A 22,812-nucleotide genomic window follows, 5' to 3' on the forward strand; every position below is an offset into this window, starting at 1 on the left:
GCGAGTCCGTCCCCCGCGCGAGGCGCCCCCGTCCCGACCGTCAGGAAGTGCCCGTGTCACCCAGCGAGACCACCGACGCCGGAGACCGCGCGTACGACGGGCGCGGGGAGGTGGCGGTCGCCGAGCCGGGCGAGCTGACCGAACTGCTCGGCGCCCCGCACCCGATCGTCGTCGAGAAGGTCCACGGCACCCTCACCGAGCAGGACCTCGACCTGCTGGAGCGGTCCCCGTTCTGCACCGTGTCCACCTCGGACGCGGCCGGGAACTGCGACGCCTCGCCCCGCGGCGGAACCCCCGGCTTCACCCACGTCCTGGACGCGCGCACCCTCGCCCTGCCCGATCTGCCCGGCAACCGGCGCTCGGACAGCTTCCGCAACGTCCTGCAGAACCCGCACGTCGGGCTGCTCTACCTGATCCCCGGCGTGATGGACGTGCTGCGGATCAACGGGCGGGCCCGGGTGCTGCGGGACGCGCCCTTCTTCGACGCGCTGGCCGAGGACGGGGGCGCCCGGCCGCGGCTCGCGCTGCTCGTGGAGATCGACGAGATCTTCCGCCACTGTCCGGCCTCCCTGCACCGCTCGGGCGTCTGGCGTCCGGACACCTGGCAGCACGCGCCCGGACGCCGCGCGACGGGCCCGCGCTGACCAACTCCCCCTCCCCCGGCGGCACTCCGCACGGATACACGAAAAGCCCCTTCCCCCTCCGCTCCGTACAGCCGGAACAAAGGGAGAAGGGGCGAATCCGGGAAGCGGGGAATCAGCCCTTCGGGGCGGCCGAGTTGCCGGCGTTCTCCGTCACGTCGGGCGCCCGGTGGCACCAGGGAACGGATCCGGTGTTCTTGATGTAACGGGCCGTCACCCAGCCCTTCTGGCTGCGGAGTTTGTACCAGATCGGATTACCGTCGACGGGCACGGTGCGGACCTTGCACTTGAGTCCGACCTGCTCCCGGTACTTGAGGAATCCCACGACGGGGGCGCTGGTGCTGGGCCGTGCGCGGACGTTGAGTCCGGTCCGGCTGGTCACCGTGCCGTAGGGCTTGTGCGGCGCGACCTCGGTGTGGGTGATCGGGCGGGTGTCAGGGCCGGTGTCGGCCGGTGAGGAGTGGGCGACACCCGCGCCGGCGAGGGAGGCGCCCATGATGGCGGTGGCGGCGGTGGCCACGACGCGGAGCCGGAAGGCCGTGGCCGGAACGGAAGGCGTGGACGACGTGGAAAGCGTGCTCATTGACTTCCTCCATGTGAGGTTCAACGTGTCCCCCCGAATTCCGATCCGCGGACCGCGACCGGCATCCGGCCGGAAAGCGGGTGCGTCGGATCAGGAATGAAGGTAGCGACGCAAAATGCTTTCTGCGACGGATTGCCCGCTCGCGTGTTTTTCGCGCCGCGGAATTCCGCGGCGTTCCGTGGCCGCACACCCGGCCCGGTACCGCCGAAAGTCGGCCCGTCCCGGCGTGGTTGACTGCCCGGATGACTGACTACGAGGTACTCCGCGTCTTCTGCGGAGCCGACGGCTCTCACGGGAACGAGCTCGGCGTGGTGCGGGACGGTGCCGCCGTCCCGGGCGAGGCCGGACGGCTCGCCTTCGCCCGGAAGCTCGGATTCAGCGAGACCGTCTTCGTGGACGACGCCGCACGCGGGGCCGTCGACATCTACACGCCCTCCGCGCGGCTCCCGTTCGCCGGCCACCCGTGCGTCGGCGCGGCCTGGCTGCTCGGCGTGCCCGGACTGGCCACCGCTGCCGGGCCGGTGCCGGCCCGTACCGAGGGGGACGTCACCTGGATCGCGGGCCGGGCCGCCTGGGCGCCGGGGCGGACGCTGCGGGAGCACGGCTCCGCCGCCGAGGTGGAGGCGCTGTCCGTGCCGGAGCCCGGCGAGTGGATCTACGCGTGGGCCTGGCAGGACGAGCCCGCCGGCCGGGTCCGGGCGCGCGCCTTCCCCGGGCGGGGCGACGGGATCGACGAGGACGAGGCGACCGGCGCCGCCGCGCTGCTGCTCACCGCACACCTGGACCGGCCGCTGCACATCACCCAGGGCCGCGGCTCACAGATCCGCACCGCCCCGCTGGGCGACGGCCGGATCGAGGTCGGCGGCCACGTCGTCAGGGCCTGAGGCGACGCCAACCGCCGGGCGGACGCGGCGGCTTGGGGCGCGCCCGTCAGAGCTGGCGGAGGTGGTCGCGGAGGGTGCGGGCCGCGTGGGCCATCAGGCCGTCGGCGCCCGGCTGGGTGGCGGCGGGGACGAGGGACTCGGTGAGGGCGGTCACGGCGAAGCGCTGGCCGTCGGTGTGCTCGACGACGCCGATCTCGTGGCGGAGGTTGAGCAGGCTCCCGGTCTTGGAGGACCAGACGGTGGCGTCCGAGGCGAAGTCCGGCGCGAGCCGGTGCCGCAGCACGTTGTGCGCCATCAGCTCCCGTACCCGCGCGGCGACTTCGGAGTCGATCGCGGACGGGGTCCACAGCGCCTGGAGGAGTTCGGTGTAGGCGCGGGCGCTGCCGGTGTTGGCGCGGGTGGTGTCGAGCTGCGACACCCGGTGGCCGCGGCCGCTGGTGCCCGCGTCGATGGCGAGGGCGTGCGCGAGGTGGGCCTGGTCGGCGTCGAAGCGCTCGACGGGGGTGTCGGACAGCTCCCGCATGCCGTGCCGGACGGTGATGCCGCGCAGGCCGAGCCCGTGCAGGATCGCGGACACCTCGGCGGGCGGGGTGAGCCCGAACAGGGCGTCGGCGGCCGTGCCGTCGCTGACGCAGGTGCTCAGGTAGAGCAGGTCGTCGACGGCGACGCGGGCCGGGTGCCGGAAGCGGCTCAGGCCGGTGGGTCCCGGGGTGGTGATGCGTCCCGGTGCGATGTCGAGCGTGGTGGCGCCGTCGAGCTCGCCGCGGCGGATGCGTTCCAGGGTGGCCAGCGCGAGGGGGACCTTCACCAGGGAAGCGGAGGGCAGCGGGGTGTCGGGCTCGATGCCCAGCTCCTCGCCGGTGTCCAGGTCGCGGACGAGGAGGCAGCCGTGCAGGCCGCCGTCGTGCAGTTCCCGGCGCGTCTCGCGCAGCAGGGCCTCGGTGTTCACGGGGTGTTCCCTTCCTCGGCTCCGAGGCAGCGGGCGAGGGCGTCGCCCAGGCGGGCCTGGAGGCGCTGCGGGTTGGCTTCGCCGGCGGCGACGAGCGCGTAGCCGCGGGTGAGGGTGAGCTCGCCGAGCGGGCGCCAGTGCAGGCCCAGTTCGCCGGCCTGCGCCGGGGAGCACAGCAACAGGTCCCGGCTGCACAGGACTTCGGCCGCCGCTCCGGTGAGGTCGGCCGCGGTGGCGAGCTGCGCGGGCCGCAGGCCGTGCGCGTCGCGGAGGCGGGTCAGCGGGTCGCGGATGTGCGGGACGTCGTCCTCCGGCTGGATCCAGATGCGCCGGGCCGGGCCGGTGGCGGCGCGGCCGACCCGCAGGGTCTCCAGGTGGACGCGGCGGAGCCCGGGGTCGTGCGCGGTGGCGAGGCCGAGCCGTACGGACCAGGTGGCCTCGTCCGGCGGCACGGCGAGCAGGGCCGCGCCGGCCTGCCGCGCGTACAGCAGCTCGCTGCGCCGGCCGGGGGCCGCGACGCGCAGGTCGAGGGTGATGCCCAGGGCGCGGGCCTCGGCGACGAGGCGGGCGAGCCCGGCCGTGGAGCAGATGCCGGGGACGGCGAGCCGCCACGGCTTGCGCCGGGCGGTCTCGGCCTCGTGCAGCAGCACCTCGGCCGACTGCACCAGCGCCCTGGCCGCGGGCAGCATGTCCCGGCCGAAGGGGGTGAGGACGGCCCGCCGCGAGGTGCGCTCGAACAGCTGCTCCCCGAAGCGTTCCTCCAGCGCCGCGACCCGACGGCTCGCCACCGACTGGGACATCCGCGCCGCGGCGGCCCCGTCGGTGAAGCTGCCGTACTTGCTGACGCTGACGAAGGCGTTGCAGGCTGCCACCAGATCCACGACCGGCACTCTATGCACGATCGGCATGGAACCGCGCACGGGGGTATTGGACCGCATGACACCCGGCCGGTGAGGCTGGTGCCGCACTCACCACCACTCGGCGGGACGGGGCCGCGCCCCGCTCCCCTCTGCCCGCGTGCGCGGGCGTACCGGAGGTCCGGATCATGCAGCACACCCGTACCCGGCGCGGCGTTCTGGCCGCCCTCACCACGCTCGCCCTCGTCGCCCCGCTGACGGCCTGCGCGCAGGAGGACTCGCGGTCCTCCGCGCACGCGAGCGACGCCTCGGCCGCCTCGGCCGCCAAGGGCGAGGACAAGCAACCGGCGGACGCCGCGCGGGAGTTCAGGAAGCTGGAGCGGAAGTTCGACGCGAAGCTGGGCGTCTACGCCGTCGACACCGGCAGCGGGCGCGAGATCAGCCACCACGGCGACGACCGTTTCCCGTACAACTCCACGTTCAAGGCCCTGGCCGCCGGTGCCGTGCTGAAGAAACACTCGCCCGAGGAGATGGAGCGGGTCGTCCGGTACGCGGAGAAGGACCTGGTCCCCAACTCGCCGGTGACGGAGAAGCACGTCGAGGACGGGATGACCGTGCGCGCGCTGTGCGACGCCGCCGTCCGGTACAGCGACAACACCGCGGCCAACCTGCTCTTCGACGAACTCGGCGGCCCGGAGGGCCTGGACGCCGAGCTGGAGGGCCTGGGCGACGACGTCACGCGGATGGTCAACCGCGAGCCCGACCTGAGCGACTGGGCCCCCGGCTCCACGGACGACACCAGCACCCCGCGCGCGATGGCGAAGAACCTGCGCGCCTACGTGCTCGGCGACGTCCTCGGCAAGAAGGACCGGGCCCAGCTCACGAAGTGGCTGCGCACCAACACCACCGGGGCCGAGCTGATCCAGGCCGGTGTGCCCGAGGAGTGGACAGTCGGCGACAAGAGCGGCGCGGGCAGCGGGTACGGCACCCGCAACGACCTCGCCGTGGTGTGGCGGCCGGACGCCGCGCCGCTGGTCGTCTCGGTGATGTCGCACCGCGACGGGAAGACGGACGAGTACGACAACGCGCTGATCGCCGAGGCGGCCTCGGTCGTCGCCGACTCCCTGGGCTGACCGGGCAGTTGACCCGCGGGAGGCCGGGCCGGGGGCCGTTCCCCCCGGCCCGGCAGCTCACTCCGCGTCCCGCAGCAGGGCCGCGACGCGGTCGAAGCCGCGCTGTTCGGCGTGCTCCAGCGGGGTCACGCCCTCCTTGTCCGCCAGCTCCGGGTCGGCGCCGTGCTCCAGCAGCAGGGCGACCACCTGCTGGTGGTCCCGCCCGCCGTCGCCGAGGATCACGGCCTCCAACAGGGCGGTCCAGCCGAGCCGGTTGACGTGGTCGACCTCCATGTCCGTCTTCCGCAGCACCTCCCGCACGTAGGCGACGTGACCGTGCTCGCCCGCCGGGATCAGCGAGGTGCCGCCGTAGCGGTTGGTCAGCGTGTAGTCGGGCTCGGCCGGGATGAGCACGCGGGCCATCCGGACGCTGCCCGTCACCCCGGTGACCAGCCAGGCGCTGTCGTCCTGGTCGTCCTGCGCGTCCGGGTCGGCACCGGCCTTCACCAGGGCGCGGGCCGCCTCGACGTGGTCGCCGAGCGCCGCCAGCAGCAGCGGCGTACGGCCCCGGTCGTCCCGGGCGCCGGTGCCGGCACCGTCGTCGAGCGCCTTCTCGACGGCCGCCGCGTCCCCGTCCTCCGCCGCCGTCAGCAGGGCGCGGTCGGCGGAGGAGTCCGCCTCCTCGCCGCCGTCCGGGGACGTCGTGCCCGGGGACGCCGGGGACGAGGCGGCGGAGCCGGACGGCGGGTCGCCCCCGTCGCCGCCTCCGCCGTCCTGCGTCGTGCACGCGGCGCACAGGGCGAGCGCCGCGGCCAGTGCGGTGCGGAGCACGCGGGGCGTCCTCCGCACGGTCACTTGCCGAGGGCCTTCGCGCCGGCCGCGGCGAACTTCTCGTCCAGGTCGCCGCTGGGCGCGCCCGCGACGCCGATGCCCGCGACGGGGGCGCCGTCGGCCTGCACCGGCACGCCGCCGCCCAGGAACAGGGTGCCCGGGATGTCCTTCAGGTTCGGGGTCTTCTCCAGGTTCTTCACCAGCTTCGAGGTCGGCGCGTTCCAGGAGACGGCGGTGTAGCCCTTCTTCTCGGCCGACTCGTAGGACTGCGGGCCCGCGCCGTCGCCGCGCAGGGTGACGAGGGTGTTGCCGTTGCGGTCGACGACGGCGACGGACACCTTCTGGTTCTCCTTCGCGGCGGCGTCGAGCACGGCCTGGGCCGCCTCGGTCGCCGCGTCGACGGACAGGTGCTTGCTGGTGGTGAGGTCCTTGTCGCCGGCCGCCGCCTTCACCGGCGTGGCCTGCGCGGCCGACGGGGAGGCGGTGGCCTGGACGGCGCCGAAGACACCGAGCCCGGCGACGGCCACGGCGCCGACGGCGGCCGAGGCGAGGACGCGGGTGCGGCGGGGGCTCTTGGTGGACGTGCTCATGCTGTGCTCCTGGGGTGAGTCGTGGGTCCCGGGCCGGGGGGCGCCTTGACGCCGGGGAGGCCGCGCCGCCGTTCCGGCCCGGGTGGACGCTGTCGGTGCGCCGTGTGTTCCATCGTGGTGCGGCCCCGTACCGCCGGGCGTCGCCGGTACGGATGCGGTGCGCGGGCATGATGGTGGACCCCCGGGTCAGCCGATCGGTTGATGCGCGCGACCGGCCGCACCGGCTATCACTGGCCACCGGCCCTCACCGGCCGGGAACCGTCACCGTCGAGGAGAACCGCGCGTGCGCAGCGAGAACGCAGGGCCGCCCGAGGACCGCTGGCTGGCACCCGTCATCCACGCGGCCTTCTTCCTGCTGCTCGGGGCGTCCCTGTGGCGCTACCTGCTCAACCATCCGGGCCAGCCCCGCATCCCGTGGGTGATCGCGCTCAGCGTCGTCCTCGCGCTGCTGTACGTCCTCGGCCCGGCCCTCGGGCCCGGCGCCTCGGTGCCGGGCGCGGCCGCCGCCGGGGGCGTCGCGGCGGAGCCCACGACGCGGCGGCTGTGCTGGCTGGGCGCGGTGATCGCGGCCTGGGTGGTGCTGGTGCTGCTGGCGCCGAGCTTCGCGTGGTGCGCCGTCCCGCTGTTCTACACCGGGCTGCGCACGCTGCCGCCGCGTGCGGCGGTGCCGCTGGTGCTGCTGCTGACGGCGCTGGTCGTCTTCGCGCAGCTGACGCTGGCCGGGAAGTTCGACCCGAACCTGGTGCTGGCCCCGCCCGCGGTGGCCGCGCTGGCGACCGCGATCTTCCTGCACATGGAGCGGCAGGGCGCGCGGCAGCGGGCGCTCATCGACGACCTGCTGCGCACCCGGCGCGAACTGGCCGCCACCGAACGGCGCGAGGGCGTGCTCGCGGAGCGGCAGCGGCTGTCCATGGAGATCCACGACACCCTCGCGCAGGGCCTGTCCAGCCAGCAGATGCTGCTCCAGGCCGCCGAACGCGTCTGGGAGACGGACCCGTCGGCCGCGCGCGAGCACGTGCGGACGGCGGCCGACGTCGCCGGGCGGGACCTCGCCGAGGCCCGCCGCTTCGTGCACGACCTGGCGCCCTCCGCGCTGGCCGACGGCACCCCGCTGGAGACGGCGCTGGCCGAACTCGCCGCCGCCGAACGGGAGCAGGGCCGCGGCCGGAACGCGCCCGAGGTCCGCTTCCACCTGGAGGGCACCCCCGTGCCGCTGCCGGAGAGCGTGGCCGCCGGGCTGCTGCGGATCGCGCAGGGCGCGCTGGCCAACGTGCGGGAGCACGCGGAGGCGAACACGGCCGCGCTGACCCTCAGTTACCTCGGCGACCAGGTCGTCCTCGACGTCGCCGACGACGGCCTCGGCTTCGACCCCGCCGCACCCGACCGCCCCGACGCCGCGCGCCGCACCCGCGGCCACGGGCTGCCCGCGATGCGGGCGCGGGTGCGGCGTCTCGGCGGGACGTTCACCGTCGAGTCCGCGCCCGGAGAGGGCACCGTACTGTCCGCCGCCGTCCCCCTGGAGCCCCTGCCATGAACCAGCCCCCTTCCGGCGCGCCCGTCCGGCTGCTGCTGTGCGACGACCACACGGTGGTGCGGGCCGGGCTGCTCGCGCTGCTCGGCAGCGCGCCCGGTATCGAGGTCGTGGGCGAGGCGGGCAGCGGGGAGGAGGCCGTCGCGATGGCCGCCTCGCTCGGCCCGGACGTGGTGCTGATGGACCTCCAGCTCGGCGAGGGCATCGACGGCGTCGAGGCCACCGAACGCATCCTCGCGGGCACGGCGTCCGGCACCGCCCCGCGCGTGCTGGTGCTGACGACGTACGACACCGACGCGGACATCACCCGGGCCATCGAGGCGGGCGCCACCGGCTACCTGCTGAAGGCCGAGCGCCCCGAGGAGCTGTTCGCCGCGATCCGCGCCGCGGCGCAGGGCCGTACGACGCTCTCGCCGCCCGTCGCGCAGCGGGTCATGTCCCGGCTGCGGCACCCGCGCCCCACGCTCACCGACCGCGAACGCGACATCCTCGGCCAGCTCGCCCGCGGCCTCGGCAACCGCGAGATCGCCCGCGCCCTGTTCATCAGCGAGGCCACCGTCAAGACCCACCTGGGCCGCATCTACGACAAGCTCGGCGTCGACACCCGCGCGGGCGCCGTCGCCGTCGCCAAGGAGCAGCGACTGCTGCCGTGACGGGCTCCCTCACACCCCCGGGTACCCCCGTTCGCGGACCACCTCGTGGGTGAGGGCGGTGAAGGTGCGGGCCGCTGCCGTCTCGTAGGCGTTGGTGCGGCGGAGGAGGGTGGCGGTGCGGGTGGGCAGGGGCGGGTCGACGGGGACGGGGGCGAGGTCGGGGTGGTCGTCGGTGATGCCGTCGGGGAGGACGGTGGCGAGGCCAGGGGTGCGCTGGACGATGTCGGTGAGCGCCTGGATGGTGTTGGCCTCGACGGCGACGGCCGGGCTGACGTGGTGCTCGGCGAAGTAGGCGTCGATGTGCCCGCGGGTGGCGAAGTCGCCGTTGAGCAGGGCGAGTTGCTGCTCGGCGAGGCGGTGCACGGGCAGCGGTTCCGGGTCGCCGGCGCCGCGCGCCGCGACGACGAGGCTGAGGTGCTCGGTGAACAGCGGTGTGCCGGTGACGCCGGGCTGGTGCGGGTCCTCGAAGGCGACGCCGAGGTCGAGCGCGTCGGCGAGGAGTCCGGCCTCCATCCGGTCCTGCGCCATTTCGCGCACCTCCAGCGTGATGCCCGGGTGCCGCTGGTGGAGCTCCCGCACCAGGGGGCCGATCAGGTAGGCGGTGAAGGTCGGCGTCATGCCCAGGCGCAGGTGCCCGCGGGAGAGGTCGGCCACGTCGAGGACGGCGCGGTCGGCTGCGGCCAGCTCCCGCAGGGCGCGGCGCGCGTAGTGGACGTACGCCTCGCCCGCGTCGGTCAGCCGGACGCTGCGGCCGCTGCGGTCCAGCAGCTGGACGCCGACGGCCCGTTCCAGCTGTTTGACCTGCTGGGACAGTGTCGGCTGGGAGACGAGCAGCTCGTCGGCGGCGCGTGTGAAGTTGCCGTGCTCTGCCACCGCGATCAGATAGCGGAGGTGGCGCAGTTCCGGACCCATGCTCCGCACTGTAGGACGGAACTATAGATGTGACCAATAGGAGTCATGGACAGCAAGTCTTGGACGCTATAGCTCCAGCGTGTGCATGGTGGATCCCGTCAGCCCCTCGGGGCGGACCACCCGCCACCGAAGGGAGTTCACCGTGCACGACCTCCGGGACGGCCTTGCCCGTTTCCGCAAGGACGCCTTCCCCGCCAGGCAGGAGCTCTTCGCCCTCCTGGCCACCGACCACCGGCCCGGCACCCTGTTCGTCGGCTGCTCCGACGCCCGCGTGGTCCCGGAACTGATCACCCAGAGCGAGCCCGGCGACCTGTTCGTCATCCGCACCGCCGGCAACCTCGTCCCCGCCTACACCCCGGCCGCCGACGGCGTCGCCGCGAGCGTCGAGTACGCCGTCGCCGTGCTCGGGGTGCGCGACATCGTGGTGTGCGGGCACTCCGCCTGCGGCGCCATGACGGCCCTGGCCGAGGAGCACGACCTCAGCGGCGCCCCGCTGACCGCCGCCTGGCTCCGGCACGCCGACGCGGCACGGGCCCGCACCGCGTCCGGCACGGCCGACGCCGACCGGGTGGACGCGCTGGTGCGCGCCAACGTCGCCGCGCAGCTGCGCAACCTCACCACCCACCCCTCGGTGATCCGCGCCCTGGCCGAGGGCGAACTCGCCCTGCACGGCTGGGTCTTCGACATCCGCACCGGCACGGTCGACACCGTCGACGCCGGCGCGGCGACGGCCGCCTGACCGTCACCCCACCCCCGCACCCGCCGGCCGGACCACCGGCCGGCAACCCGAGACAAGGAGCCCCGCATGCCGCACGCGCAGTTCGACCCCACCGCCCGCCTGGAGCTGGCGGCCACCGCCGTCGACGCCAAGACCCGCAAGGACCTCACCTGGCAGCAGATCGCCGACGTGACGGGCCTGTCCGTCGCGTTCGTGACCGCCGCCGTCCTCGGCCAGCACGCGCTGCCGAAGGAGGCCGCCGAGCGGGTCGCCGAGCTGCTCGGCCTGGACGAGGACGCGACGCGCCTCCTGCAGACCATCCCCACCCGCGGCTCCCTCCCCGGCGGCGTCCCCACCGACCCGACCATCTACCGCTTCTACGAGATGCTCCAGGTCTACGGCACCACCCTCAAGGCCCTGATCCACGAGCAGTTCGGCGACGGCATCATCAGCGCCATCAACTTCAAGCTGGACGTACAGAAGGTCGCCGACCCCGAGGGCGGCGAGCGCGCCGTCGTCACGCTGGACGGCAAGTACCTGCCGACCAAGCCCTTCTGACCGTACGGACCATCCCCCCCCCTGCGGCGGGGCGGGCCACCCCTCCCCCGGGTCCGCCCCGCCGCCCTCTCCACCGGACACACCCACGCCCCGGAGGCACCGCAATGGACTTCGCACAGCGCACCATCGACCTCGCCCGCAGGAACGTCGAGGAGGGCGGGCGCCCCTTCGCCACCGTCATCGTCAAGGACGGCGAGATCCTCGCCGAGAGCCCGAACCTCGTCGCGCAGACCTCCGACCCCACCGCGCACGCCGAGATCCTCGCCGTCCGCGAGGCCTGCACCAGGCTCGGCACCGAGCACCTGGTCGGCGCGACCGTCTACGTCCTCGCGCAGCCCTGCCCCATGTGCCTGGGTTCGCTGTACTACTGCTCCCCCGACGAGGTCGTCTTCCTCACCACCCGCGACGCCTACGAGCCGCACTACGTGGACGACCGCAAGTACTTCGAACTCGACACCTTCTACGGCGAGTTCGCCAAGGACCACACCGAGCGGCGGCTGCCCATGCGGCACGACCCGCACGAGGACGCCGTCGACGTCTACCGCCTGTGGCAGCGGCGGAACGGCGGCAGCCGCCGCGTCGCGGACGCGCCCACCGCGTAAGGCCCCGGCCCCCGGCCCCTCGCCCGAACTGCACGCCCGCGCCCGCTCGTTGAGCCGCGGCACCCTCCGTGGTCACTAAGCTGGGGCGGGAATCATGGCGGCGACACAGCGTGCTGTGTCCGAGGGGTGAGGGGTTCGGGGGCAATGGTGACCGGAGCCGCGCGACAGTTCTTCGTCAGCTACGCAGGTCCGGACCGGGCGTGGGCGGAGTGGGTGGGCTGGCAACTGGAGCACGCCGGCCACCGGGTGGAACTGGACACCTGGGACTGGCCCGCCGGCGACAACTTCGTCCAGCGGATGAACGAGGCCCTGGAGAAGGCCGACGCGGTCGTGGCCCTCTTCTCCGCCTCCTACTTCGCCTCCGGCCGGTGGACCCACGACGAGTGGACCTCGGCGCTGGCCACCCGGAACCACGTCGTCCCCGTCGCGATCGAGCAGCTGACCGCCGAGCAGATCCCCGACATCCTCAGCGGCCGCATGCGCTGCGACCTGCACGGCATGGACGAGCAGTCCGCCACCGCCGCACTGCTCACCGCCGTCAACGGCCCGGCCCGCCCGGAGGGCCCCGTCGCCTTCCCCGGCGCCCTCCCCGAGAGCACCACCGCCGCGGAAGTGCCCGACGGGCAGCGCCCCCGGCTGCCCGGCAGCCTCCGCCCCGACGTGTGGAACGTCCGCCGGCGCAACCCCGACTTCCACGGCCGCGAGGCCCAACTCGGCCGCCTCCGGCGGGACCTGCTCAGCGGCCGGCACTCGCTCATCCAGTCCGTGCACGGCATGGGCGGCGTCGGCAAGACCCAGATCGCCCAGGAGTACGCGCACCGCTTCGCCAGCCAGTACGACCTCGTCTGGTGGATCGACGCCGAACAGGCCGACCAGCTTCCCGTGCACTACACGGAACTCGCCGACCGCCTCGGCATCGCCAAACCCGAGGCCGGAACGGAGGCCAACGCCCGCGCGCTCCTCCAGCACCTGCGCACCCGGCAGCGCTGGCTGCTCATCCTCGACAACGCCGAAGCCCCCCGGCAGATCGAACAGTGGCTCCCCGAAGGCCCCGGCCACACCCTCATCACCTCCCGCACCCCCGAGTGGCACGGCATCGCCCACCAGACCAGCCTGGACGTCTTCAGCCGCGCCGACTCCCGCGCGTACCTCCAGGCCCGCATGCCGGCCCTCACCCCCGACGAGGCGGACGGCCTCGCCGACGACCTGGGCGACCTGCCGCTCGCCCTCGCGCAGGCCGCGGGCGTCCTCAGCAGCGGCATGCCGCTGGAGCGCTACCGGCAGCTGGTCACCACCAGCGGCGCCCGCATCCTCAAGGAGGGCGGCGCCCCCGGCTACCCGGCCTCGCTGGCCGCCGCCGTCGGCATCGCCGAGGCCCGCCTCGCCGAATCGCACCCCGACGCGGCGGCCCTGCTGCGCCTCGGCGCCTTCCTCGGCCCCGACCCCATCCCGACCCTGTGGCTGGAGACGGCCAGGTCCCGCCTCTCCAGCGTCCTCGGCGACCCCGACGACCCGATGTGGCTGCCCACCGCCCTCCAGCCCCTCGGCCGCATCGGCCTCGCCCGCACCGACCAGGCCAGCTTCCAGATCCACCGCCTCACCCAGGCCGTCCTCCGCGACGGCACCGACCCCGCCCGGGCCGAACGCATCCGCGAGGACGTCACGGCGCTGCTGGGGGCGGTGGAGGCGGGGGATCCGGACACCCCGGAGACCTGGCCCACCTGGGCCGCTCTGGCCTCCCACCTCACCGCCCAGCCCGTCACGGTGACCAACCGTCCGGAGCTGCGCCCGACCCTTCTCGACGCGGTGCTGTTCCTGCTCCGCAGCGGTCAGCCGGGCACGGCACGCAAGCTCGCCGGGGCGTTTCACGAAGCCTGGAGCAGCGCGCTGGGTGAGGACCACGCGGACACCCTCACCGCGCTGCAATACCTCGGGCATGCGACGTCCGACCTCGGCAAGCTCAACGAAGCCCGTCCCCTCATCCAGGACGCTTTGGACAGGCGGCGGCGCGTACTCGGCGACAACCACCGCGACACGCTCCAGTCGGCCAACGACCTCGGCGTCATCGTGAGTCTCCTCGGCGAGCAGGAACGGGGCTACCGGATGCACGAGGACACCCTCAACCGCCGACGCGCCACCCTCGGCGACGACCATCCCGACACGCTCCACTCCGCCCATGGCGTCGCGAGCACCCTGCACACGCTCGGCGAGTACGAGCAGTCCAGGCTCCTGGACGAGGACACCCTCAACCGCCGACGACGCATTCTGGGCGACAACCATCCCGAGACGCTGCGCTCCGCCCACAGCGCCGCCGTCAGCCTGCAAGCGCTCGGCGAGCAGGAGATGGCCCACCGCATGCACGAGGACACCCTCAACCGCCGACGGGCCACCCTCGGCGACAACCACCCCGACACCCTCCGCTCCGCGCACAGCGCCGCCAACGCCCTGTCGCTCCTCGGCAAGTACGAGCCGGCCCGCCGTATGGACGAGGACACCCTCGACCGACGACGGGCCACCCTCGGCGACAACCACCCCGACACCCTCCACTCCGCACACAGCGTCGCCATCGTGCTGCAGAATCTCGGCGAGTACGAGCAGTCCCACCGCATGCACGAGGACACCCTCAACCGCCGACGCGCCACCCTCGGCGACGACCACCCCGACACGCTCGACTCCGTATTCGGAGTGGCCATCGTCATCGGCGAGCTCGGTCGCCCCTCGGCAGCCGCCCAGCTGTTGGAGGACACACTCGCCCGGCGTCACCTCCTCCTCGGTGAGAACCACCCCGACACCCTCCACTCCGCACACAGCCTGGCGATCGCGTATCACAACCTCCGCCGGTTCCCGGAAGCGGTCGAGCTGTTGGAGGACACACTCGACCGCCGACGCCGGCTCTTCGGCGGCCGGCACCCCGACACCGTGCGGACCGTCAATGTCCTCGCCAACACCCTCACCTCCATGGGCAAACGCCACACCGCGCAGAAGCTCCTCGCCGGTCTGAAGCCGGGGGTGAAGAACCCCAAGAAGCAGGGCAAGCGGCGGTTCGGGCGGAAGCGGCGATAGCTGTGCGCGGGGCGGCAGTTCGATTCGGGTCGCCCACCATGTCGTACCTGAGGAGGACGGCCGGGAATCAGCACTGGTGGGGACGCCGTACGAGGCCCGCGCTGCCTACGGTGCAGTGCATGAGAGACAAGCCGCGGACCGCAACCGGTCCGGAGATCCGACTCGCACAGGGCGCGTGGGCGAACGCGCGTCAGGACCTGCTGAAAGAGCCCTTCGCGCTGCGGCCCCTGCCCCCGCTCGGGGCGGCCCGGGTCGCCGCCCTCGGCCGGTACCTCCCCGGCTGGCTCGGGAAGCACCTCGGCCGTCTCCCGCACCTCCTGCTCAGCGCGCTCGCCGCCGCCGTGTTCCTCGGCTCGCTGTCCAACACGGCCGACGGCGGCTCGCTCCGTTCCGTATTCGCCCTGCTCTTCAGCCTGTTGGCGACGGCGCCGCTCGCGCTGGTCCTCTTCCGCCCGGTCGGCGCGTACTGGGTCTCGCTCGCCGGCGTCGTCGTCGGGCTCACCGCCGGGCACGTCGACGACATGGGGCGCCCGTGGACGACGCTGGCCCTGGTGTGCCACACCGGCGTCATGGCGCTGGTGGTGCTGCGCACCCGGCCCCGGGTGGCGCCCGAGACCTGGCTGGTCACCCTGGCCGTCACCGCCGTGATGACGGTCCTCACCAGCGGCACGGACGGCGAACTGGCCGCCATGGCGGGGGCGTCGGCGCTCTTCCTGACGGTGGCCGCGGCCGTGCGGGCCTGGCGCGACGAGCGGCGGAACGCGGAGCGGACGGAGACGGTCACCGAGCGGGAGCGCTCACGCCGCACCCTCCTGGAGGAGCGGGCCACCATCGCCAGGGAGCTGCACGACGTGGTCGCGCACCACATGTCGGTGATAGCCATCCAGGCCGAGGCCGCGCCCTACCGGGTCGAGGAGACCCCGCCCGAACTGGCCACCGCGCTCAGCACGATACGGGAGAACGCCGTCGTCGGACTGACGGAGCTGCGCCGCATCCTCGGCGTGGTCCGGGCCGACGACCCCGAGGGCTTCGCCGAGGGCAGCCCGGACGCGCCGCAGCCCACCCTCGCCGAACTCGACGCGCTGCTCGACACCTTGCGCGACGCGGGCCTGGAGGTGCTGCGGGTGACGACGGGCGCGGTGCGGACACTGCCGCAGGGCGTCGAACTGTCCGCGTACCGCATCGTGCAGGAGGCGCTGAGCAATGCGCTGCGGCACGCGCCGGGCGCCTCGGCCCAGGTCGAGATCTCGTACGTGCTGGGCGGTCTCGGGCTGCGCATCGTGAACGACCGGCCCAGTAGACTCGCCAAGCCCTCGCCCGGTGCGGGGCACGGGGTGCTGGGCATGCGGGAGCGCGTGCAGGTGCTCGGCGGGGAGATCAGCGCCGAGCCCACCGAGGACGGAGGCTTCGAGGTGGCCGTCTTCCTCCCCTGCTCCCCGGGCGCGGAGCCGGCGCGCCGGGCAGCCGCCCCGGCTCCGGCGGGCACCAGCGAGGCGGCCGAGGACAGCGGGGGGCACACGGCATGATCCGGGTAATGATCGTCGACGACCAGGGCATGGTCCGCGAGGGCTTCTCCGTACTGCTCGGGGCCATGCCGGACATCGAGGTCGTCGGCGAGGCCGCGAACGGGCTGGAGGCCGTCGCGAAGGCCGCCGAACTCCGCCCGGACGTCGTGCTGATGGACATCCGCATGCCCGAGATGAACGGCCTGGAGGCCACCCGCGAGATCATCGCCGCCGACACCGGCACCAAGGTCCTCGTCCTCACCACCTTCGACCTCGACGAGTACGTGTACCAGGCACTGCGCGCGGGAGCGAGCGGCTTCGTACTGAAGGACGCCTCGGCCGGCCAACTCGCCGAGGGCGTACGGGTGGTGGCCGCCGGGGAGGCGCTTCTCGCGCCCACCATCACCAAGCGGCTCCTCTCGGAGTTCTCCCGGCTGAACGTCTCCGTGCCTCCGGTACGGGAACGCGTCGGCGAACTGACGGACCGGGAGACGGAGGTCCTGGTACTCGTCGCACAGGGCCTGTCCAACGCCGAGATCGCCGCCCACCTGTTCGTCGCCGAGTCCACGGTGAAGACCCACGTGGGCCGCCTCCTGGTCAAACTCGGCCTCCGCGACCGCACCCAGGCCGCCGTCTTCGCCTACGAGGCCCGCCTGGTGACCCCGGGCATGGGCCGGGTGTGACGGCTCCGGGAACGGGCCGACAGGGAGCATGCAGCAGTGACCCCCGGACTCACCCGCCCGGACTCCCCTGCTCCGGCCCGCTGTTGGCCGGCACGTCGCGGAACACGCTGACGGCGAGGGCGGCGGTGGCCAGCGCGAGAAGGACCGTCAGGGTCGCCGAGGCCACGGCGACAGCAGTGACGGCCGCGTACGGCGAGATCGCGGCACGAAGGGGAGGAAGGCAGTGATCCGGCGCGCGCGGGAGGGCGATGGGCCGCGTCTGCGGGACATCGAGTGAGCGGCCGGGCAGGTGTTCGCGGAGATCGGTACGCGGGCCGTCGCCGAGGACGAACCCCCGTCCCGGGAGGTCCTGTTGAGTTGTCTGGAGGACGGGCGTACCTGGGTGCACGCGAGGGACGACGGCGTCGCGGTGGCGTACGTCCTGGTCGACGGGGGTGCGCACCTGGAGCAGATCTCGGTGCACCCGGACCACGGGCGGCGCCGGGTGGGCCCGTGCGCGCGGGCGCGCGGCGCTGACGCTCACCACCTTCCGGGGCGTGGTGGGGAACGGCCCGTACTACGAGCCCTGCGGGTTCCGCCGGCTGACGGACGCCGAAACCACGCCGGGGCTGCGGGAGTTGCGGAAGACCGAGGCGGAGCACGGGCTCGACCACTGGCCGCGCGGCTGCATGCGCCGCGAACCGGCCGACCCGGCTCGACGGTCCCGTACGGAAGGACGGGGGACGGCGGCGGGAAAGGCGCGGCGGGCGGCAGGGCGCCCTTGTGCGGGCGTGCGGGCTGTAGTGCGCTGGGCCGCATGACGAAGAGATGCGTTGCCGTGTCGGTCGCCGCGGTGCTCGCGGCCTCCCTCCTCGCCGGTGTCCCGGGCCCGCGCCCGGCGGAGGCGGCGGACCATGAACGGAAGGCAGCCGCGGGAACCGCCGTGTCCCCGGCGGCGGTTGGGGGCGAGGGTCCGGCGCGGCGCGGGCCCGCACTGCCCGGCGTCGATCTGGACACGGTGACGATTCCGGAGCTCCAGGCGCGGATGGCGGCCGGTTCGCTGACCGCCTCGCAGCTGACCGCCGCCTATCTGCACCGGATCGAGACGGTCGACCCGAGGATCGACGCGGTGCTGCGTACCGACCCGACGGCCCGGCGTCAGGCGGCCGCGAGCGACGCCCGGCACCGGAAGGGCCGCGCCCGGGGCCCGCTCGACGGCATCCCCGTCCTCCTCAAGGACAACATCGACACCCGCGACATGCCCACCACGGCCGGTTCGACGGCGCTGGCCGGGGCCCCGCCCGAGAAGGACGCCGCGCTGGTGACGCGGCTGCGCGAGGCGGGTGCGGTGATCCTCGGCAAGACCAACCTGTCGGAGTGGGCGAACTTCCGTGCGGAGAAGCCGACTTCGGGCTGGTCGGCGGTGGGCGGCCAGACCCGTAACCCGTACGTCCTGGACCGGAATCCGTGCGGCTCGTCCTCGGGTTCGGGTGCCGCGCTCGCCGCCTCGCTGGCGCAGGTGGCGATCGGCACCGAGACGGACGGCTCGATCGTGTGCCCTGCAGGGATGAACGGGGTGGTCGGCCACAAGCCGAGCCTGGGCGTGGTCAGCCAGCGGGGCGTGGTGCCGATCTCGGCCGAGCAGGACACCGCGGGCCCCATGGCCCGCAACGTCGTCGACACCGCCCTCACCCTCTCCGTCCTCGACGAGGGCCGCTCCGCACCCCGCGGCGCCCTGGAAGCGTCCGGGCCGGGGAGCCTGCGCGGGAAGCGGATCGGGCTGTGGCGGCTGCCCGCGCTCGGCGAGGGCGTGGACGCGGTGATGAAGCGTACGGCGGCGAAGCTGCGCCGGGCGGGGGCCGAGGTCGTGGAGGTGACGCCGCCGTACCAGAAGCGGCTGGGCGAGCTCGAATTCCCGGCCCTGCTCAGCGAGTTCCACCGGGACATCGACGCCTACCTCGCCACCCGGGAGGGGCCGCGGGACCTCGGGGAGCTGATCGAGTTCACCCGGTCCAGCCCGGAGGAGAACACCTGCTTCACCGGCCGGCAGCTCTTCGAGCAGGCCCTGGACGCACCGCCCGTCACCGATCCGGAGTACCGGGCGATGCGCGCCGAGCTGAAGGACCTCTCCCGGCGCTCGATCGACGAGACCCTGCGCGAGTACCGGCTGGACGCCATCGCCGCGCCGACGAACCCGCCCGCCTGGAAGACCGACTGCGCACGCGGCGACAACGACGTGATCCCCTCGTCCACCCCGGCGGCCGTGGCCGGATACCCGTCGCTGTCGGTCCCGGCCGGCACCGTCGGCGAACTCCCCGTCGGCCTGCTCCTGATGACCGGAAACCACCGGGACGCCGGCCTGCTCGCCCTCGGCGCGGCCGTGGAACACCAGCTCGACGCCTGGCGCCCGCCCCGCTACCTGCCGTCGGCGGACTCGGACGCCGCACGCTGAACTCCTCTCCCCCGGCGGCCATTTGCCGCGCGTCCGGCGCCTTCCCGCAGGGCGCCGGACGCCCCCCTACGCCCCCTCCTGCCCGTACATCCTGTGCTCCCAGTCGGTGACGGCGCCGCAGTACCTGTTCCACTCGTCGCCCTTGAGGGCGAGGAAGAGTTCGGTGGTCTCCCGGCCCAGGGCGCCGGTGACGACCGGGTCGGCCGCCATCCGTTCCAGCGCCTCCCCCAGGGTGCCGGGGAGGGCGGCGCCGGGTCCGGGTCCGTCGGCTCCGTGCGGCGGGCCGGGGTCGAGGCGGTGCCGCAGTCCGTCCTCGACCGCGGCGAGCAGCACCGCGTGCGAGAGGTACGGGTTCACCATGGCGTCCGGGAGCTTGACCTCCAGGCGGCCGATGGCGGGCAGGCGCACCGTGCAGGACTTGTTGTCCATGCCCCAGTCGATCCGGGTGGGCGCGAACTGGCCCTGGTGCCGGTACCGCTTGTACGAGTTGACGGTCGGCCCCATGACGGCGGTCATGGCGGCGGCGTGCGCGAGGATGCCGCCCAGCGCGTGCCGTCCGGTACCGGTCAGGTGCAGGGAGGGCAGCGCGGGGTCGGCGAGGACGTTGTGGTCGCCGCGCCACAGGCTGAGGTTGTGGTGGCAGCCGTTGCCCTTGCGGTCGTCGGCGGGCTTGGGCATGAACCCGGCGGTGACGCCGAGTTCGCGTGCCACCTGGCGGCAGATCTGGCGGTAGACGACGACGCGGTCGGCGGTGCGGTCCGCGGAGTCGAAGAGCCAGTTGAGTTCGAGCTGTGCGGGGTCCTCGTAGTCCCCCTCGATCATGTCGAAGCCGAGGGCCCGCGCGTAGCCGATGACCCGCTGGTAGATCGGCCGGTTCCGCTCCAGGTGGTCGATGTGGTAAGCGGTGCTGGAGTGGGGGCGGTTGCGGGGTTCGAGGCCGGGTCCGGTCCAGGACATCTCCGGTTCGCAGCCGGTGCGCAGCTCCAGTCCGGTCCGTGCGGTGAAGGCCGCGTGACGCCGCGCGAGGTTGCCGCGTACGTCGGTGGCCAGCGGTGCTCCGGCGCGTCCGTCGGCGCGCTGGCCGGGTTCGTAGAGGCGGCAGAAGAAGCGTCCCGTGCTGGTGTCCCAGGGCAGGACGGCGAAGCTGTCCAGGTCCGGCATGGCGGTGCACTCGGCCACGTCGAAGCCGCCGCCGAGCAGCACACCTTCCTGGGTGGTGTGCAGGTCGGCCAGGCCCGTGCGGTGCAGTTGGACGCCGTTCTCGGCGATCCGGACGAGGTGCCCCGCGGGCACGACCTTGCCGATGACGCGCCCGGTGAGGGTCACCGTCTGGCAGTAGACGTACTCCACACCGGCGTCGGCGATCCGGGAGCGGAGGGTGGTCAGCGCGGCCTGTCGGGTGTTCGCCTCCCGGTGCACGTCCAGGCCGGCCGGCGGCTCGTGGCCGTTCGTGGTCACGGTCATGCGGGCCTCCCGTTGGGGGACGTTCCAGTGCCGCGGCGTGCTCCAACTCGGGGGTGCGGGTGCGCTGTTGCGGACACCCGTACCGCCCCCGGGAGGTCTTCCCGGTGGAGCTCCGTCCCGTAACGGGGGCCGCCGTTTCTGGCTCAGAAGCGCACCGCGCAACGGGGCCCCGGAAACCGGTTGACGCCCCGGCAGCGGCGCCGGTCGGATGGCGGGTCATGAGGACTCAGTGGGCGGACGGTGTGCCGCGCGTCGACGAGGGACTCGTGCGGCGGCTGGTGGCCGGGCAGTTTCCCCGGTGGGCGGGGCTGCCGGTGGTGCGGTTGCCGTCGGGCGGGACGGTGAACGCGATGTTCCGGCTGGGCGAGGGCCTGGTGGTGCGGCTGCCGCTCGGCGCGGGCGGGGTCGGGGACGTCCTGCGGGAGCAGGAGTGGCTGCCGCGTCTGGCGCCGCTGCTGCCGGTGCCCGTGCCCGAGGTGCTCGGGGCCGGAGAGCCGGCCGAGGGGTACCCGTGGCCGTGGTCGGTGCACCGGTGGCTGCCGGGCGCGCACCCCGAGGAGGGCGCGGTGCGCGGGTCCGGGCAACTGGCCGAGCAGCTGGCCGGGTTCGTGGCGGCGATGCGGGCCGTCGCCCTGCCGGGCGGTCCGGCCGCGCACCGGGGCGGGCCGCTCGCCGCGCTGGACGCGGGCACCCGCGCGGCCATCGAGGAGCTGCGCCGCGTACCGGAGGAGGACGTCGACTGCGAGGCGGCGGCCGCCGTCTGGCAGGAGGGGCTGGCCGCGCCGGAGCACCCGGGTCCGCCGGTGTGGCTGCACGCCGATCTGATGCCGGGCAATCTGCTGGTGACCGGCGACGGGCTCGGCGCGGTGATCGACTTCGGCTGCGCGGGCGTGGGCGACCCGGCCTGCGACCTGTTCCCCGCCTGGAACCTGCTGCCGCCCGGCGCGCGCGACGCCTTTCGCTCGGCGCTCGGCGTGGACGACGCGACGTGGGCGCGCGGCCGGGCCCGTACCCTCTCGCAGGCCCTGATCGCGCTGCCGCACTACCGCACGAGCAACCCGTCGATGGCCGGGAACGCCCGCCACGTCCTGCGGGCCGTCCTGTCCGGCGGGTGAGCGCGGCGCTCACCGTGCGATGACGACGAGGGCCGCGTCGTCGGTGAGCTGGCCTCCGACGTGGGCGAGGAGGTCGGTGTGCACGTGGGCGATGAGGGAGTCGGGGCCGTCGTCGGCCTGCCAGCGGGCGATGCGGTCGGCTAGGGGGTAGAAGCTGCCGTGCGCGTCGCGGGCCTCCAGGATTCCGTCCGTGCACAGGACGAGCATGTCGCCCTCGCCGAAGGGGAACGTGTGCACGGGCCGGGCCTCCTCGCCCGCGAGTCCGTTCAGGCCCAGCGGCAGTCCGGGTTCGCACTCCAGCACGGTGACGGAGCGGCCGCGGACCAGGAGCGGCTGCGGGTGGCCGCACTGCACCAGGTGGAGCGTCGGCGACTCGTCGTCGATCTCCAGCGCGAGCGCCGTGGCGAAGGTCTCCAGTCCGTCGTCCGTGCCGCCCGCCGCGTGCCGGGCGGTGGCCTCCAGGTGGGCCACCACGGCGTCGAGGTCCCAGCGTCCGGCGGTGGCGCGGAAGGCGCCGAGCAGCAGGGCGGCGTCGTTCACCGCGGTCAGGCCCTTGCCCCGGACGTCGCCGATGAGCAGGCGGGTCGCGCCGCGGCCGCGGACGGCGCCGTACAGGTCGCCGCCGACCTGGGCCTCGGCGTCGGCCGCGACGTACAGCTGTCCGAGACGGAGCGGTCCCGCGGTGCGGGGCAGGGGGCGGATGAGGGCCTGCTGGGCGATTTCGGCGAGGGAGCGGGCCCGGTGCAGTTCGCGCCGGCGTCGCTCGCGGGCGGCGCAGAAGAGCACGACGAGGACCGAGATCAGCAGCAGGGCGATGATCTGCGCCTGGTGGTTGGGGGTGAACAGGCCGCCGTGCACCTGGCTGATGACGCCGAGCGCGGCGAGCGAGACGAGGCTGATCGCGCCGGTGACCCAGGGCCCCGCGAAGGCGGCGGTGAGCGCGGGGGCTGCGGCCAGGAAGGGGCCGAGGTGGATGGTCGCGGGGGCCTGTACGTCGACGACCAGTACCGCGGCGATCAGTGCCAGCGGCATCAGCAGCGCGAGCCGGCTCATCCGTGTGCGCCGCCGCCCGCCCTCGTCCCGCCCAGGAGCCATGGCTCAGGAATACCCCACGGCCGGGCCCGGCGCAG

22 protein-coding genes are annotated in these 22,812 nt (G+C 74.0%); 13 read left to right on the forward strand and 9 right to left on the reverse strand.

Annotated features, from left to right (window positions below; translation table 11 throughout):
- Positions 1-110: 110 nt before the first annotated feature.
- A complete protein-coding gene (locus tag HCC30_RS19440) occupies positions 111-644 on the forward strand; it encodes an MSMEG_1061 family FMN-dependent PPOX-type flavoprotein (protein WP_346776710.1) in 534 nt (177 codons plus the stop codon).
- Between the two features lie 112 nt (positions 645-756).
- Here the strand turns inward: HCC30_RS19440 and HCC30_RS29030 are convergent, their stop codons facing one another.
- Positions 757-1,224, reverse strand: a complete 468-nt coding sequence (locus HCC30_RS29030; RefSeq protein ID WP_277348009.1) for an SH3 domain-containing protein — start codon at positions 1,222-1,224, stop codon at positions 757-759.
- Between the two features lie 242 nt (positions 1,225-1,466).
- Between HCC30_RS29030 and HCC30_RS19450 the strand changes: the two genes are divergently transcribed.
- Positions 1,467-2,108 carry a PhzF family phenazine biosynthesis protein gene (locus tag HCC30_RS19450; RefSeq protein ID WP_169443870.1) on the forward strand — a complete coding sequence of 214 codons (642 nt, stop codon included), beginning with the start codon at positions 1,467-1,469 and terminating at the stop codon, positions 2,106-2,108.
- Between the two features lie 46 nt (positions 2,109-2,154).
- Here the strand turns inward: HCC30_RS19450 and HCC30_RS19455 are convergent, their stop codons facing one another.
- The gene (locus tag HCC30_RS19455) at positions 2,155-3,057 is read right to left on the reverse strand and encodes a serine hydrolase (RefSeq protein WP_169443871.1); all 903 of its coding nucleotides are present in this window, start codon (positions 3,055-3,057) and stop codon (positions 2,155-2,157) included.
- Positions 3,054-3,938 carry a LysR family transcriptional regulator gene (locus tag HCC30_RS19460; RefSeq protein WP_346776702.1) on the reverse strand — a complete coding sequence of 295 codons (885 nt, stop codon included), beginning with the start codon at positions 3,936-3,938 and terminating at the stop codon, positions 3,054-3,056. Before HCC30_RS19460 ends, HCC30_RS19455 begins: the two co-directional genes overlap by 4 nt.
- Positions 3,939-4,102: 164 nt before the next feature.
- Between HCC30_RS19460 and bla the strand changes: the two genes are divergently transcribed.
- Complete coding sequence (bla, locus tag HCC30_RS19465; protein WP_169443873.1) at positions 4,103-5,047, forward strand: class A beta-lactamase; 945 nt, start codon at positions 4,103-4,105, stop codon at positions 5,045-5,047.
- 57 nt (positions 5,048-5,104) lie between these two features.
- Here bla and HCC30_RS19470 read toward each other — a convergent pair whose 3' ends face one another.
- Positions 5,105-5,680 carry an ankyrin repeat domain-containing protein gene (locus tag HCC30_RS19470; RefSeq protein ID WP_240979745.1) on the reverse strand — a complete coding sequence of 192 codons (576 nt, stop codon included), beginning with the start codon at positions 5,678-5,680 and terminating at the stop codon, positions 5,105-5,107.
- 197 nt (positions 5,681-5,877) lie between these two features.
- Positions 5,878-6,447, reverse strand: a complete 570-nt coding sequence (locus HCC30_RS19475) for a heme-binding protein (protein ID WP_169443874.1) — start codon at positions 6,445-6,447, stop codon at positions 5,878-5,880.
- A 283-nt stretch (positions 6,448-6,730) separates the two neighbouring features.
- Between HCC30_RS19475 and HCC30_RS19480 the strand changes: the two genes are divergently transcribed.
- Positions 6,731-7,981, forward strand: coding sequence for a sensor histidine kinase (locus tag HCC30_RS19480; protein WP_346776703.1), 1,251 nt, complete (start codon positions 6,731-6,733; stop codon positions 7,979-7,981).
- Positions 7,978-8,631 carry a response regulator transcription factor gene (locus HCC30_RS19485; protein ID WP_169443875.1) on the forward strand — a complete coding sequence of 218 codons (654 nt, stop codon included), beginning with the start codon at positions 7,978-7,980 and terminating at the stop codon, positions 8,629-8,631. The genes HCC30_RS19480 and HCC30_RS19485 overlap by 4 nt, the downstream gene beginning before the upstream one ends.
- A 9-nt stretch (positions 8,632-8,640) precedes the next feature.
- Here HCC30_RS19485 and cynR read toward each other — a convergent pair whose 3' ends face one another.
- Positions 8,641-9,543: a transcriptional regulator CynR gene (cynR, locus tag HCC30_RS19490; RefSeq protein ID WP_169443876.1), complete on the reverse strand. Its 903-nt coding sequence runs from the start codon at positions 9,541-9,543 to the stop codon at positions 8,641-8,643.
- Positions 9,544-9,685: 142 nt separating this feature from the next.
- Here cynR and HCC30_RS19495 point away from each other — a divergent pair, with 142 nt between their 5' ends.
- The 6 genes from HCC30_RS19495 to HCC30_RS19520 all read left to right on the forward strand — a co-directional run bounded on the left by HCC30_RS19495 (position 9,686) and on the right by HCC30_RS19520 (position 16,672).
- On the forward strand, positions 9,686-10,282 hold the full coding sequence (locus HCC30_RS19495) for a carbonic anhydrase (RefSeq protein WP_169443877.1): 597 nt from the start codon (positions 9,686-9,688) through the stop codon (positions 10,280-10,282).
- A gap of 66 nt (positions 10,283-10,348) precedes the next feature.
- Complete coding sequence (gene cynS / locus HCC30_RS19500; RefSeq protein WP_169443878.1) at positions 10,349-10,819, forward strand: cyanase; 471 nt, start codon at positions 10,349-10,351, stop codon at positions 10,817-10,819.
- Between the two features lie 104 nt (positions 10,820-10,923).
- Positions 10,924-11,421 (forward strand): nucleoside deaminase, encoded by a 498-nt coding sequence (locus HCC30_RS19505; protein ID WP_169443879.1) that lies wholly within the window; start codon positions 10,924-10,926, stop codon positions 11,419-11,421.
- Between the two features lie 144 nt (positions 11,422-11,565).
- A complete protein-coding gene (gene fxsT, locus HCC30_RS19510) occupies positions 11,566-14,484 on the forward strand; it encodes an FxSxx-COOH system tetratricopeptide repeat protein (RefSeq protein ID WP_206324044.1) in 2,919 nt (972 codons plus the stop codon).
- Between the two features lie 119 nt (positions 14,485-14,603).
- Positions 14,604-16,010, forward strand: a complete 1,407-nt coding sequence (locus HCC30_RS19515) for a histidine kinase (RefSeq protein WP_169443880.1) — start codon at positions 14,604-14,606, stop codon at positions 16,008-16,010.
- Complete coding sequence (locus tag HCC30_RS19520; protein WP_169443881.1) at positions 16,007-16,672, forward strand: response regulator transcription factor; 666 nt, start codon at positions 16,007-16,009, stop codon at positions 16,670-16,672. Before HCC30_RS19515 ends, HCC30_RS19520 begins: the two co-directional genes overlap by 4 nt.
- 49 nt (positions 16,673-16,721) lie before the next feature.
- Here HCC30_RS19520 and HCC30_RS29220 read toward each other — a convergent pair whose 3' ends face one another.
- Positions 16,722-17,195 (reverse strand): hypothetical protein, encoded by a 474-nt coding sequence (locus tag HCC30_RS29220; RefSeq protein WP_169443882.1) that lies wholly within the window; start codon positions 17,193-17,195, stop codon positions 16,722-16,724.
- Positions 17,196-17,468: 273 nt separating this feature from the next.
- Between HCC30_RS29220 and HCC30_RS19530 the strand changes: the two genes are divergently transcribed.
- Complete coding sequence (locus HCC30_RS19530) at positions 17,469-19,103, forward strand: amidase family protein (protein ID WP_169443883.1); 1,635 nt, start codon at positions 17,469-17,471, stop codon at positions 19,101-19,103.
- 66 nt (positions 19,104-19,169) lie between these two features.
- Here the strand turns inward: HCC30_RS19530 and HCC30_RS19535 are convergent, their stop codons facing one another.
- The gene (locus tag HCC30_RS19535) at positions 19,170-20,567 is read right to left on the reverse strand and encodes a glutamine synthetase (protein WP_169443884.1); all 1,398 of its coding nucleotides are present in this window, start codon (positions 20,565-20,567) and stop codon (positions 19,170-19,172) included.
- A gap of 218 nt (positions 20,568-20,785) precedes the next feature.
- Here HCC30_RS19535 and HCC30_RS19540 point away from each other — a divergent pair, with 218 nt between their 5' ends.
- Positions 20,786-21,682 carry an aminoglycoside phosphotransferase family protein gene (locus tag HCC30_RS19540; protein WP_169443885.1) on the forward strand — a complete coding sequence of 299 codons (897 nt, stop codon included), beginning with the start codon at positions 20,786-20,788 and terminating at the stop codon, positions 21,680-21,682.
- Positions 21,683-21,691: 9 nt separating this feature from the next.
- Here the strand turns inward: HCC30_RS19540 and HCC30_RS19545 are convergent, their stop codons facing one another.
- Positions 21,692-22,777: a PP2C family protein-serine/threonine phosphatase gene (locus HCC30_RS19545; RefSeq protein ID WP_169443886.1), complete on the reverse strand. Its 1,086-nt coding sequence runs from the start codon at positions 22,775-22,777 to the stop codon at positions 21,692-21,694.
- Positions 22,778-22,812 lie beyond the last annotated feature (35 nt).

The organism is Streptomyces sp. HNM0574, assembly GCF_012726235.1.
Lineage (GTDB): Bacteria > Actinomycetota > Actinomycetes > Streptomycetales > Streptomycetaceae > Streptomyces.